The following is a 13,532-nucleotide window of genomic DNA, read 5'->3' on the forward strand; positions in this document are numbered from 1 at the left end:
TTTATTAATCACCGAAGCTAATGCCGATTCGCTTAGCCTCTTCTATCATCTGGCAATCTGGCTCTACTACCTTTAGCTTGCCTGCCACCTTTTCAAGTGGGATTCGCTTAGTCTTGCCATCTACCATTGCAATCATGTTGCCGAAATCGCCCTCCATGATAGCTGCTGCAGCTGCAGAACCAAGACGTGTGCAAAGCACTCTATCGTATGGATCTGGGCTACCGCCTCGCTGCATGTGGCCTGGCACTGTAACACGTACCTCGATGCCTGTTTCCTTTTGGATTCTATCAGCGATTTCATAGGAAACAGATGGATACTTAGAAGTCTCAAGCTTCTTCTTGTAATCCTTCTTAGAAAGCTTAGCGTCTTCCTTGGAAATAGCACCCTCGGCAACCGCAAGAATAGTGAAGCCCTTGCCCTCTTCCGCACGATGATTGATAGCCTTAACTACCTTTTTGATATCGTATGGAATCTCAGGAAGCAGGATGATATCAGCACCAGATGCAACACCTGCATACAGTGTAAGCCAGCCTACCTTGTGTCCCATAACCTCTACGATGAACACGCGGCTATGTGATGATGCTGTAGTGTGAATGCAGTCGATGGTGTTACATGCAATATCAATAGCACTCTGGAAACCAAATGTTACATCTGTTCCAAAGATATCGTTATCGATTGTCTTTGGAAGATGGATGATGTTAAGGCCCTCTTCCCTAAGAAGATTAGCTGTCTTCTGTGTTCCGTTACCACCAAGGATAACCAGGCAGTTAAGATTCAGCTTGTAGTAGTTAGACTTCATAGCCTCTACCTTATCAAGGCCATTTTCATCAGGCTCACGCATGAGCTTGAATGGCTGACGGCTAGAGCCCAATATTGTGCCACCACGTGTAAGAATTCCTGAGAAATCCTGGCTGGTAAGAAGCCTGTAATCCCCATAAATCAGGCCCTTATAACCATTGAAGAAGCCGTAAACCTCCAGGTCCTTCACATTGGCTGCCAAGCCCTTAACAACACCACGCATAGCAGCGTTTAACGCCTGGCAGTCACCACCACTTGTAAGCATTCCGATTCTAAGCATAGTCCTTCTCCTTCCTGTAACCCCTTATTATTTTGTTCTTATCTTTGGTTCGCCTACTGCATTTCGATAACTCGGCGAACGTAATTGTATATTCTCTCTGTAGAAGCAATTCCAAGGCGCTCCTTTGGAGTATGAATATCGTAAAGCTCTGGACCGATTGATACTGCATCAAGTCCTGGTAGCTTAGATGCTAAAAGTCCGCACTCTACACCTGCGTGCATTGTCTCAACGATTGCATCCTCGCCTGTCATTTCTTTATATAAAGCTACAAGCTCATCTCTGAATGTAGATTCACGCTTGAACTCCCATGCTGGGTACTCGCCATGAGTAGATGTCTTGCAACCAAAGCCCTCTGCAATCATTCTTACCTTGCGCATAAGAGCGGCCTTTGCGCTATCTACTGAGCTTCTAAGTGAGAATGAGAACTTAAGCTCGTCCTCAAGTAAGTTAAGAATTCCTAAGTTTAATGAAGTCTCAACTAAGCCCTCGATATCGTGACTCATTGCCTGAACACCGTTTGGTAAAGAAAGAATTAACTCTACCATCTTTCTTGTATCTGCTGGGTTTACGCCATCAACTACTACATTGCCTTCAGACTTGATTTCGATTTTCATCTCTGGGTCTGTAACTGCGTATTCGTTCTTAATTGCGGCAGCCTCTGCCTCCATAGCCTTGATAGCTTCAGCGTTTGTAACCACCTTTGCTGTAGTTGCGCGTGGGATAGCATTATCCTTTGTACCACCTACATAATCTGCAAGGCAAACATCTGCTGTATCAGTACCTGCTGCAAGGATTCTGTTTACCATCTGTGTAGCATTAGCTCTACCCTTGATGATTTCTGTACCTGAGTGTCCACCTGTACAATCCTTAACTTCGATTGAAACAAGTGCGCCCTTAACTGATTCCTTCTTAAATGGGTACTCAATATCCATTCTGCATCCACCGGCACATCCGCTAAGGAAATGTCCCTCTTCCTCAGAATCAAGGTTAAGCATCTTGCGACCCTTAAGCATCGATACATCGATGCCTGCTGCACCTTCCATACCAACTTCCTCAGATACTGTGATGATTACCTCAAGACGTGGGTGCTTAAGTGTATCATCCTCTAAGATTGCAAGTGCCATTGCTACTGCGATTCCATCATCACCGCCAAGTGTTGTGCCCTTAGCTGTAACGAATCCATCAACTACCTCAAGATCAAGACCTTCTGTAAGCATGTCCTTCTTGCAATCTGGCTCCTGCTCAGCAACCATATCCATGTGGCCCTGAAGGATAAGTGGTGCAACACCTTCCATTCCCTCAGATGCTTCCTTAATCATGATTACGTTGTAAAGGTCATCTGTGTAATATTCAAGATTGTGTGCCTTTGCAAATTCTACAAGATATGCACTAATCTTTTCCTCGTGATAACTTGGGTGAGGGATACTACAAATCTCCTCGAAATAATGAAATACTCTTTCTGGCTGTAAACCTGCTAAAACTGCCATTTTTAAAATTACTTCCTTTCTATTTCTAACATCTATTCAGAATCTCCATTCGCAAAATCACAGTTTCACTGTTTTCCTTTTGCTCATGGAGAGTTCTCACCAAATTAATGCAACTATGATTTTTTATGCAAGCATAAAATCATAGTTACATTAACTTGGCTCTGAATAGATGCCATACTCGCAACCTATATTATAGGCTTCCATATCATCCACAAGCTCCCATTTCCACTCAGCCTTTTTATTAGCTGTAGTGTCCTTGGTCTTTAGGATTTTCTTATATAGCTTAATCTCGCCTGTACCATTGCCGCCATTCCACAGATTGTTATGGCGCTTCTCACCGTTTGGAGCCTCGTAATTAATCAGAAGCATATCCTCCTTATCACAGGTAATTTTCGCTTCAAGCTTGGCAAGAGGTGTCTCCTGGGTGATTTCCCATACTACCTGCTCGCCATCTGTATTGCAATTGAAATCTGTGCTGGTGAGAGTCCAAAAACGAGAGAAGTTAAACTCGTAAGGCTGACCCTCATACCAAAAAGCACCAAGAATAACATCGTCAAAGCTATGACCTGTTCTTACCTTAGGACGGCCACCGCCAATATCAAATGCACTGTTATCTAGCCACTTACCTGATATTTTACTCTTAATATGTGATGAAGCAAGCCATACCCATGGGGATGTGAAGTCCTTGCCCCAGTTCTTATCTGCGTAGCCATAGCAGCTATCTGGACTAACTTCATATTCTACACCATCTAGTATAACTGAGCCACTAAATAATGTCTTCATGCCCTCTGCATGCCAGAACATTTCAAATGCCTCTATCTCACGTGATGCCCAGCCTGCGCCGTAGCCCACGTTGAAAGCTATCTGCTTTTCGATGTTAAGGTCCCAAACCATCTTACCTGCCTGACACATCCACTCTGGATGAGCCTTTGCATCCGCCTCTGTCACCTCTACCTTACCAAGAGTACGGCTTTCTGAGCAGAAACAATCCTCTGCACTAATAAGAAATGGAACATCTTCCTTAATATTAACCTTGTTCCAGCCAAAGAAGCGATGCATCTGCTTAGCGCCTTCGCCCCAGCAGCCGACCTTCACCATCATGTAAGATGGCTTCACGCCCGATGCTTTATTCTCTGGCAGCTGGCCAAACACTGGCTCGTCCCCACCAAGCTCAGGATTAATAGTAAAAAACTCTATAAAGAAAGCCTTTTCCTCGCCCGTCTGTTTGTTATGACCGGTGAAGCTGTGCCACCACCAGTCATACCCCTCACTGGCAAGAGCTCCCTTTAGCATAAAATCATCTCTTGTTATATCCGAATGGTTAAAGCTATGCTCGATAAGCTTGTCCTTCACATCAAGCCCATCGATTTTTTCAAGTACTGTCTCCCCAATTTGACTAAGCTTCTCTTTCACCATAATTCTCACCCCATTTTCTCATAAAAATCTAATATAAATATACCATTATTTATAGGTAAATTCTATTCTGAAAGTAATATAAAAAAGCCGCTCTATAAAAGCAGCTTTTGTAATCTTTAATATCTCTTTATCTTGTCGTCCTCGTCTGTTGTTGATTTATCAATCAACCTAATCTCCACTTCATAGGAATAATCATCGTTTACTTTTACCATGACTCTATCGCCTACATGCTTGCCACGTATTGCAGCTCCTAGTGGTGATTCTATGGAAATTAGCCCTTTAAGTGAGTTACCTCGGATACTTGTAACGAGCTTATATGTTTCCTCACAATCGTCCTCTGGGATGTAGATTGTTACTGTGTTATTGATTCCTACTTCGTCATCGGCACTGCTATCATCTACTACTTCAGCAAACTTTAGCATCTTCTCCAAATAGCGAATACGGCTATCATTCATGTTCTTGGCGCGCTTTGCCTCATGGTACTCAAAATTCTCAGACAAATCTCCTTGAGCCCTTGTCTCTTTAACTTCATCTAGAAGCTTTGGGCGAAGCACCAGCTTACGCTCATCTATCTCTGCCTGAATCTTTTCTATATCACCCTTTGTAAGTCTCTCTCCCATTTGTGTTACCTCCGTTTCCAACTACTCTACCACAACTTCTGTCTTCCCTTTAGCCCAATCTGTAATTGCCCTTGCATCTGGAGCAAACAAATCTGCTGGAATATCCTGTGGGTCAAAAAATCTATGCTCAAGCACTTCGGAATCCTCATCTGAGATGGTTCCGTCATACTTATTTGTCTTAAAAATCACTGCAAGTGAATAGACAACATCCTGGTTTGGATATGTAATCATCCTATCATCACCTGAATACAGGCCAAACAGCTGAAGCTCCTTAACTTCTATACCAACCTCTTCCCTAAGCTCTCTTGCAGCAGCTTCCTTATATGTCTCCCCAAGCTCTAATGCCCCGCCTGGTACACACCACTGACCATTATCGCTTCGCTTTTGCAATAGCACCTGGCCCTTTTCATTTTCCACTAACACGCCACATCCTACAGTCATTATAGTATCGTGACCAATCACTTTTCGTAAATCGCCTATATAGTTCATAAATCTTCATTCCTCTTCTTTCATAGATTACCTATAAATTTTAATTCTTTTTTATGAAATTTCATACGTTATAATCATTATTTTATATGTACATGACTACTTATGTATAACTTTTTATTGACATTAATAATTACTACTGATATTATTAATTGGTCTTTTTTTCTTAATTTATCTTTTTCTTTTTAATTCCCACAAAAAGCATATTAATTTAAGGAGGGATACATATTAATTATTTAAAAGCGAAATATAATTCTATTGAAAATAAAATAGCAAATTTAGAAAAGCAAGTTGCCCAACTTCCAGATGGCGAACTACAATGTAGAACCAATGGAAAATACACGAAATATTATCAACGTATAAACAATAAAACTAATTATATTCCCATGAACAATATATCTTTGGCAAAGGATTTAGCAACTAAGAAGAAGCTTCAATTAGAATTAAAGCTTCTAAAAAACAAAGCCATGTACATTGACCTATTACTTAGCAATACGGCTGAGGCAGAGCTTTTACAATATAAATCAAATCCTAAAGTCTGCTCACTTCTTAATGATAATTCAAAAGCTATAAGCATTTCAGAATGGAGCAATGCGCCATATAATAAAAACCCAAACTATAAAGAGCAACTTACTTTTCCCTGCCCATCAGGTCAAATAGTACGATCTAAATCTGAAGTCTTTATAGATATGGTGCTTTCTTCAAACAATATTCCTTATAGATATGAATGTGAGCTTTTACTAAGTAATCATTGTTATTATCCAGATTTCACTTTTAAACATCCAATCACTGGCGAAATCTTTTATTGGGAGCACTTTGGCATAATGGACAATGAAGATTATGCCTTTGCAGCATTCAATAAGCTTAAACAGTACTATCATCATGGTCTCATACAAGGGAAAAATCTGATAACCACCTATGAATCTAAGGCCAAGCCTTTCAGCTATAAAGAAGCGGAAGCCGCTATTAGCTTTTTACTTATCTAAATAGGCCTGGTTACTTTCACATCTTACTGATAGCTCTGCTTAATTGGGCGCGATTTCTACACACCCCCACTACTTTCGTATTTAGCGCCCAACGTAACTTCAATTATTGCCATGTTTTGGGCGGATTCTTCGCGTAAAGTCACTGTTTACGTTATTCGCGCCCATGAAATCAACTATCAGTGTTATTTCATTGGGCGTGATATTGCTATAAAGCCCATATTTCCGTCGATGAGCGCCCAATCCACAAATCAACCTAATATCACCTTGGGCGCAATCTAGCCGCTATCCCCATGTTTTCGTTCCTATGCGCCCAATCCACACAAAAATAAGGCGCCGCAAACGCGGCGCCATGATTATACACTCCCGGCCATGCCAGGATTCTTTATTCTGTTGGCTTTTTGGCAGCACCATGTCGTTGCTGATACACCATAGTCAGCATATCCTGCTGATATTTGTCATCGTTGCTGAGGACCTTGAGTTTGTCTTTGACCTCATTCTTTCGGGCACGTAAGGTCTCAAGCTCTTTCATGAGCTGTGCTTCCTCATCCTCATACCTTTTCAATTGAATCTTTAAATCTTCAATATCACGTTTTGTATCAGCATCAAGCATAGTGTTACCTCCCAGCCACACGTAAGGCTAATTTCAGGAGAAGCCTTATCGTGTTTGATGAATCTCTTGTCTAACCAGCGCTTTCTTAAGCGCAACTTCCGCTCTTAGCACATCAAGACTGGCATCCTTTTGTGCTAAACGATTCTTAGCTCTTTCTTCAGCCTTTTTAGCTCGCTCTACATCTATCTCGTCTGGCCACTCAGCAATTTCGGCAAGCAATGTCACCTTATCTGGGAGAATCTCAGCGAGACCCGCATGTATAGCTGCTTTCTTCACACCATCAGCCTCTGTAATAGTACAGATACCTGGCGCGATTACTGTGGTAAGTGGTATATGCTTTGGCAGAACGCCAATCTCACCACAGGCAGTATTAAATTCAACCATTGTAGCTTCTCCCTCATAAAAGCTACGCTCTGGCGTGATGATTGATACCTTAAAGGTGTTATCTGCCATTTACGCCACCTCCTATTTGTTCTCGTTCATCTTGGCACGAACCTCGTCGATTGTACCAGCGTTAAGGAAGTAGCTCTCTGGGATGTCATCATGCTTTCCTTCAAGGATTTCCTTGAAGCCACGTACTGTCTCAGCAATTGGCACATACTTTCCTTCGAGACCGGTAAACTGACCAGCTACGAAGAATGGCTGTGACAAGAATCTCTGAATCTTACGAGCACGGTTAACTACAAGCTTATCCTCTTCTGAAAGTTCATCCATACCAAGGATTGCGATGATATCCTGTAATTCCTTATATTTCTGAAGAATCTCCTGTACACCACGGGCAACCTCGAAATGCTCCTGACCAACGATACGTGGATCAAGGATACGAGATGTAGAACCAAGTGGGTCTACCGCTGGATAAATACCAAGCTCGGCGATAGAACGCTCAAGTACTGTAGTAGCATCCAAGTGTGCGAATGTTGTAGCTGGAGCTGGGTCAGTTAAATCGTCGGCAGGCACGTAAACAGCCTGTACTGATGTAATTGAACCATTCTTTGTAGATGTGATTCGCTCCTGAAGAGCGCCCATCTCTGTCTGAAGTGTTGGCTGATAACCAACGGCTGAAGGCATACGACCAAGGAGGGCCGAAACCTCTGAACCAGCCTGAGTAAAACGGAAGATGTTATCGATGAAAAGAAGCACGTCCTTTCCACCCTTATCTCTGAAGTACTCAGCCATTGTAAGTCCAGTAAGACCAACTCTCATTCTGGCTCCAGGTGGCTCGTTCATCTGACCGAAAACCATGCAGGTTTTGTCGATAACGCCTGACTCCTTCATTTCGTAGTAAAGGTCATTACCTTCACGGGTACGCTCACCTACACCTGTGAATACTGAATATCCACCGTGCTCAGTAGCGATGTTGTGGATAAGCTCCTGAATAAGTACGGTTTTACCTACACCGGCACCACCGAACAAACCAATCTTTCCACCTTTCTGATATGGGCAAAGAAGGTCAACGACCTTAATACCTGTCTCAAGCATTTCTGTTGATGTTGCCTGCTCCTCAAACGCAGGTGCTTTCCTATGGATAGGCATCTTATCAACACCCTCAGGTGCTGGTTGCTCATCAATAGCTTCACCAAGTACGTTGAAAATACGACCAAGAGTAGCCTCACCAACAGGAACCGAAATTGGTGCTCCTGTAGCTACTACATCCATTCCACGTACTAATCCGTCTGTAGGACCCATGGCAATACAACGAACTGTATCGTCACCCAAATGCTGTGCAACCTCAACAACCAGTCTCTCGCCGTTATCTCTTGTGATTTCAAGAGCATCGTTGATTTCTGGAAGTGAATCCTCACCAAATTTTACGTCAAGTACCGCACCGATAATCTGAGTGATTTTACCAATATTATTTGCCATTTTTTCACTCCTATCTGCTTTTTTGTCAGCTCAATGCCTCTGCACCAGCGATAATCTCGGTCAATTCCTGAGTAATTGATCCCTGGCGGGCACGATTGTATTTTAATGATAGATCACTAATGATTTCCTCAGCATTATTTGTAGCTGAATCCATAGCCTGCATTCTGGCACCGTTTTCTGAGGCAACAGCCTCTACCAATGCACCGTATACAAGTGATGTGACATATTTAGGAATGATAAGCTCTAGTGCCTCTTCCTCGTTTGGCTCAAAATTCATAAGAGCCTCTGCGGAAGCGGACTTAGCCTTCTCAACATCTGCCTCATCAATCTCTGCTGGAAGCAACTTTATTAGCTTTGGAATCTGGCTAACTGTATTTTTGAAGTGTGTGTACACAAGATAAATCTGTCCAATTTCACCACTTGCATAATCAGTAAGGACATCGTTGCTGATAGCTATTGCATCGGCATAGGTTGGTGCCTCCATTACTGGGGAATAATCCTTAACCACTTCGTATCCCTTGTGGGCAAGGCTCTCACCACCCTTGTGTCCTATTACATACAGCTTTACATCAGAAGGATTCATTTGGCTTCCAGTAATCATCTTTACAATATTTGAATTGTAACCACCTGCAAGACCACGGTTAGATGTTATGACGATAACGCCAATCTTCTCTGAGCCATTGTCTCTCAGGTATTTGTTGTTTACTGTGCCAGCCTTTGCAAGCATTCCACAAATAGTGTTATACATTGCATTGAAGTAAGGTGTTGTCTGTTCTGCCTTACTTCTTGCCTTCTGAAGCTTTACTGTAGATACAAGCTTCATGGCCTTAGTGATCTGCTGAGTGCTACTAACACTCTGTTTTCTTCTTTTTATGTCTCTCATTGAGGCCATAACAGATCACCCTCCTTACTTGTAAGTCTTCTTACACTCCTCGATAGCCTTAATTAGCTTTTCTTCCATCTCACCTTCAAGCACCTTTGTTGTGCGGATGCTTTCTGGAATTTCTGGATACTTTGTATCAACCAAATCAAACAATGCCTTTTCGAATTTAAGGACATCGGCTGTTGGAATGTCAAGCAAGTACTTCTTTGTTGCTGCGTAGATAATCATAATCTGATACTCTACTGGCATTGGTGCGTACTGTGGCTGCTTTAACATCTCTTTGATACGCTCACCTTGTGCAAGCTTTTCAGCTGTATCAGCGTCAAGCTCTGAGCCGAACTGTGCAAAAGCTGCAAGCTCTCGGTACTGAGCAAGCTCTACACGGATAGGAGCTGCGATTTTCTTCATAGCCTTAATCTGAGCAGAACCACCTACACGGGATACTGAAAGACCTGCGTTAACGGCTGGTCTGAAACCTGCGTTGAAGGCTTCTGTCTCAAGATAAATCTGACCATCTGTGATTGAAATAACGTTTGTAGGGATGTATGCAGATACATCACCTGCCTGTGTCTCAATGATTGGTAATGCTGTAAGTGAGCCACCGCCCAGCTTATCAGACAATCTAGCCGCACGCTCAAGTAATCTTGAGTGGAGGTAGAATACATCACCAGGGTAAGCTTCACGTCCTGGTGGACGACGAAGAAGTAATGAGAGTGTACGGTATGCAGTAGCATGCTTACTTAGATCATCATAGATGATAAGTACGTCCTCACCATTCTCCATCCACTCCTCACCGATAGCGCAGCCAGAGTATGGAGCGATATACTGAAGTGGTGCAAGCTCTGATGCTGTAGCGGCAACTACTGTTGTCCAGCTCATAGCACCATATTCCTCTAATGTCTTAACAAGGGCTGCAACTGTTGATGCCTTCTGGCCAATTGCAACGTAAATACATTTTACGCCCTGTCCCTTCTGGTTAATGATTGTATCAATTGCGATAGCAGTCTTACCAGTCTGTCTATCACCGATAATAAGCTCACGCTGTCCACGTCCGATAGGAATCATGGAATCGATAGCCTTGATACCTGTCTGAAGTGGAGTATCTACGGATTTACGAGAGATAACGCCTGAAGCAACACGCTCGATAGGACGGAATTTTGTGCTATCAATAGGTCCCTTGCCATCAATAGGCTGGCCTAACGCGTTAACTACACGTCCAAGCATTGCGTCTCCAACTGGAACCTCAACAACACGACCAGTAGTCTTTACTGTATCGCCTTCATTGATGTTTTTATCGTTTCCTAAAAGAACGCAACCAACGTTGTCCTCCTCAAGGTTTAATACCATGCCGTATACTTCCCCAGGGAACTCTAGAAGTTCGCCCTGCATAGCATTCTGTAATCCGTGAATACGTGCAATTCCATCGGCAACCTGAATTACGGTTCCTACGTCCGAAACATCAAGCTGCGCTGCATAGCGTTTCATCTGCTCTTTAATAACCGAGCTAATCTCTTCTGGTTTTAAATTCATGGAGCGCATTCACCTACTTTCAATTGAATATTTGATAACTCGTGAGTTAATTTACTAATCTGAGTCTTGATAGAACTATCAACAACTCTATCCTTAATGCGAATTACCATACCCCCGATTAATTCAGGGTCTACCTTGTATGTCATTACAAATGAACCATAGTCGGTAGTTTGAAGCAAACGCTTCTCGACATCTGATTTCTGTGCTTCAGTAAGCTCTGTTGGTGTTGTAACAGTTGCCCTGCCGATTTTTTTGTAATCGTAAACCTTCTCAATGAAGTAATTAAGCACTGCCACCATATCCTTTGAGTGGTCTTTTTCCTCTAGCTGTCTTAAGAGGCCAACCAGTTCATCGCTTACTTTACCTTTGAATACATTGTCGATGATTTGAAGCTTTTCTTCTTTATTGATTTTTGGATGATTCATCATCTGAGAAAATCCGTCATTAGTCTCAAGGACTTCTATGACAGCCTCTGCCTCATTTAAAAAGTCATCGACCTTCCCTGATTCCACGGCTAGCTCAAACAATGCATCACCATATACGTTTGAGACTAATTTAGCCATGTGCTTTCACCCATTTCCTTAAGAGTTTGCTCTACTAAGGTGTTCTGAATAGTTGTGTCGATATTAGCAGCAACAACCTTGCTAGCCATAACAGCTGCAACTGATATCATTTCCTGCTTAACCTCATCAGCAACCTTCTTCTTCTCAAGCTCAGCCTCCTCGTTTGCACGAGCGATAATAGCTGCGGCTTCTTCCTTAGCGTCGCTAATAATTTTGGTTTCATTCTTCAAGGCCTTTTGTCTTGCTTCAGCCAGGATAGCATCTCTTTCTTTGTTGATATCCTTAAGCTTTGCCTCGTACTCGAGCCTTAGCTTTTCTGCCTCTTCCTTATCTTTCTTAGCATCTGCGATGTCCCTTGCAATGCCATCCTTTCTATCCTGCAAAAGCTTTCTTGCTGGATTGAAAAGCTTGTTTGACATTATAAGGAATAGGAAGAATACTGCTATGGCTAAAAGTACTACGTCGTTCACCAACTGAACGTCTAAGTCAAATAGTCTTTCCAACTTTTAGCCCCTCCTTTTTTATAATCTATCTTCCTGGTTCCGCTTAGCCAACTAAAGGCTGTACAAAGAGTAACAGAAGGGCAATAACAAGTCCGTAAAGACCTGTTGTCTCGGCAACGGCCTGACCAAGTAACATAGTAGACATAATCTGTCCCTGTGCTCCTGGGTTACGACCAACGGCTGCTGCACCGTGACCAGCTGCGATACCTTGTCCAATACCAGGACCAATACCAGCGATAACTGCAAGACCAGCACCGATTGCTGAACAAGCTTTAATTAAATCTGTACCTGAAATGTTCATAAGTTGTTTCCTCCTAAAAGTAATTTTGTTGTTGAATCAGCTGTTAGCTGTCTCCATAACTTTGAGCGATGTATGTCATTGTCAACATACAGAATACATAGGTCTGTATTGCACCAGAGAAAATATCAAAGTACACATGAAGTGCTGCAGGCCATACCAGGGCGAACTTTCCTAGCAATCCATATACAAGACCCATAATGATAGTTCCTGAAAGAACGTTTGCAAACAAACGTAGTGACATAGAAATTGGTACCGCAATGTCGGAAATGACATTGATAGGCATCCAAATTGGCAACCATGGTGGCAATGGAGAACACTTGTCAATCCAAATGTCCTTTGCACTCTGATGCCTAATCTTAACTACATGGATGCAAACAAAGGTAATTAATGCCAGCGCAAGTGTTGTACCGTAATCGGCTGTTGGTGGTCTTAGTCCAACCAAACCAGATAAGTTAGATACCAAGATGAAACAGAATATCGTACAAATCCAGTTTGCAAACACTGGTGCGTGCTTACCCATACTGCCTTCCACCATTCCATCTAAAAGTGAAACAATCAACTCTAAGATGCTTTGGAAGGTATCAGGAACTTCAGTGGCATGCTTTAGCTTATGGTTGGCTATTAAAGAGAAAATAACCAGCGAAAGCCAAACGATAAGAATACAGACATGAGATGTGGTAATCCAAACTTCCTGTCCAAATACTTCGTACTTGTACAGACCCTTAATCATGTCCACAGTATCGCTCGAGGCCAGTAAAATTCCTTCTGTCACACTTTCACCTCCTTCGTATTTAGTTCGTTGTTAATCCCCTCGGCTGTATTTAAATTGTTATTACCGAGAATTTTATTTAGCAAAGGCTGCGCATAAGCACTAACCTTGAGCCCTAAAATACCGATGAGTGCCGTAAACATGTTGCCAAGCTTAAACACCATCATAAGAATCATCACTGCACATACAATCAGATATCGCATCACCGATTTGAATGAAAGGTACTTTTCATGCCCTTCACCAATTCGCACTGATTCTTCGATTATCATGGCTATATGTATGGCCATAAATATTGCACAGCCGATTCCAAATACTAAACCTGTGGTATATCTGATTTTGTCTTTTACAAACCACACTCCCACAAGCTCTACTAATCCGCCGAATATAAGTATTCCTAAAACCAAGCCTGGCAAAGCTTGATTTAGTCTTTTCATCCA

Annotated in this window: 16 protein-coding genes; 1 reads left to right on the forward strand and 15 read right to left on the reverse strand. The window is 42.5% G+C overall.

The window, feature by feature from the left end; translation table 11 throughout:
- Positions 1-4 precede the first annotated feature (4 nt).
- From IJ535_RS07950 to IJ535_RS07970, 5 genes are all read right to left on the reverse strand, one after another.
- On the reverse strand, positions 5-1,078 hold the full coding sequence (locus IJ535_RS07950; RefSeq protein WP_294301041.1) for a 6-phosphofructokinase: 1,074 nt from the start codon (positions 1,076-1,078) through the stop codon (positions 5-7).
- 53 nt (positions 1,079-1,131) lie between these two features.
- Complete coding sequence (locus IJ535_RS07955; RefSeq protein WP_294301043.1) at positions 1,132-2,565, reverse strand: aminoacyl-histidine dipeptidase; 1,434 nt, start codon at positions 2,563-2,565, stop codon at positions 1,132-1,134.
- Between the two features lie 150 nt (positions 2,566-2,715).
- On the reverse strand, positions 2,716-3,981 hold the full coding sequence (locus IJ535_RS07960; protein ID WP_294301045.1) for a hypothetical protein: 1,266 nt from the start codon (positions 3,979-3,981) through the stop codon (positions 2,716-2,718).
- A 116-nt stretch (positions 3,982-4,097) separates the two neighbouring features.
- Positions 4,098-4,601 (reverse strand): GreA/GreB family elongation factor, encoded by a 504-nt coding sequence (locus IJ535_RS07965; RefSeq protein WP_294301047.1) that lies wholly within the window; start codon positions 4,599-4,601, stop codon positions 4,098-4,100.
- Between the two features lie 21 nt (positions 4,602-4,622).
- On the reverse strand, positions 4,623-5,090 hold the full coding sequence (locus IJ535_RS07970; protein ID WP_294301049.1) for an NUDIX hydrolase: 468 nt from the start codon (positions 5,088-5,090) through the stop codon (positions 4,623-4,625).
- A gap of 383 nt (positions 5,091-5,473) precedes the next feature.
- Between IJ535_RS07970 and IJ535_RS07975 the strand changes: the two genes are divergently transcribed.
- Positions 5,474-6,073 carry an ATPase gene (locus tag IJ535_RS07975; protein WP_294301051.1) on the forward strand — a complete coding sequence of 200 codons (600 nt, stop codon included), beginning with the start codon at positions 5,474-5,476 and terminating at the stop codon, positions 6,071-6,073.
- Between the two features lie 382 nt (positions 6,074-6,455).
- Here the strand turns inward: IJ535_RS07975 and IJ535_RS07980 are convergent, their stop codons facing one another.
- From IJ535_RS07980 to IJ535_RS08025, 10 genes are read right to left on the reverse strand one after another with little or no spacing between them, the layout of a single operon-like run.
- Complete coding sequence (locus tag IJ535_RS07980) at positions 6,456-6,683, reverse strand: hypothetical protein (protein WP_294301054.1); 228 nt, start codon at positions 6,681-6,683, stop codon at positions 6,456-6,458.
- Positions 6,684-6,728: 45 nt separating this feature from the next.
- Positions 6,729-7,136: an ATP synthase F1 subunit epsilon gene (gene atpC, locus IJ535_RS07985; protein ID WP_294301058.1), complete on the reverse strand. Its 408-nt coding sequence runs from the start codon at positions 7,134-7,136 to the stop codon at positions 6,729-6,731.
- Between the two features lie 12 nt (positions 7,137-7,148).
- Positions 7,149-8,546: a F0F1 ATP synthase subunit beta gene (atpD, locus tag IJ535_RS07990; RefSeq protein WP_294301064.1), complete on the reverse strand. Its 1,398-nt coding sequence runs from the start codon at positions 8,544-8,546 to the stop codon at positions 7,149-7,151.
- 25 nt (positions 8,547-8,571) lie between these two features.
- Positions 8,572-9,438: an ATP synthase F1 subunit gamma gene (atpG, locus tag IJ535_RS07995; RefSeq protein WP_294301067.1), complete on the reverse strand. Its 867-nt coding sequence runs from the start codon at positions 9,436-9,438 to the stop codon at positions 8,572-8,574.
- Positions 9,439-9,453: 15 nt separating this feature from the next.
- On the reverse strand, positions 9,454-10,959 hold the full coding sequence (gene atpA / locus IJ535_RS08000; protein WP_028243192.1) for a F0F1 ATP synthase subunit alpha: 1,506 nt from the start codon (positions 10,957-10,959) through the stop codon (positions 9,454-9,456).
- Positions 10,956-11,522 carry an ATP synthase F1 subunit delta gene (gene atpH, locus IJ535_RS08005; protein WP_294301071.1) on the reverse strand — a complete coding sequence of 189 codons (567 nt, stop codon included), beginning with the start codon at positions 11,520-11,522 and terminating at the stop codon, positions 10,956-10,958. The genes atpA and atpH overlap by 4 nt, the downstream gene beginning before the upstream one ends.
- On the reverse strand, positions 11,510-12,025 hold the full coding sequence (gene atpF, locus IJ535_RS08010) for a F0F1 ATP synthase subunit B (RefSeq protein WP_294301074.1): 516 nt from the start codon (positions 12,023-12,025) through the stop codon (positions 11,510-11,512). Before atpF ends, atpH begins: the two co-directional genes overlap by 13 nt.
- Positions 12,026-12,068: 43 nt before the next feature.
- Positions 12,069-12,326, reverse strand: coding sequence for an ATP synthase F0 subunit C (gene atpE, locus IJ535_RS08015; protein WP_015550578.1), 258 nt, complete (start codon positions 12,324-12,326; stop codon positions 12,069-12,071).
- A gap of 43 nt (positions 12,327-12,369) precedes the next feature.
- A complete protein-coding gene (gene atpB, locus IJ535_RS08020) occupies positions 12,370-13,098 on the reverse strand; it encodes a F0F1 ATP synthase subunit A (RefSeq protein WP_294301076.1) in 729 nt (242 codons plus the stop codon).
- On the reverse strand, positions 13,095-13,529 hold the full coding sequence (locus IJ535_RS08025; protein ID WP_294301078.1) for a hypothetical protein: 435 nt from the start codon (positions 13,527-13,529) through the stop codon (positions 13,095-13,097). The genes atpB and IJ535_RS08025 overlap by 4 nt, the downstream gene beginning before the upstream one ends.
- Between the last annotated feature and the right edge of the window lie 3 nt (positions 13,530-13,532).

It is taken from the genome of Pseudobutyrivibrio sp., from assembly GCF_017471675.1.
Taxonomy (GTDB): Bacteria; Bacillota; Clostridia; order Lachnospirales; family Lachnospiraceae; genus Pseudobutyrivibrio.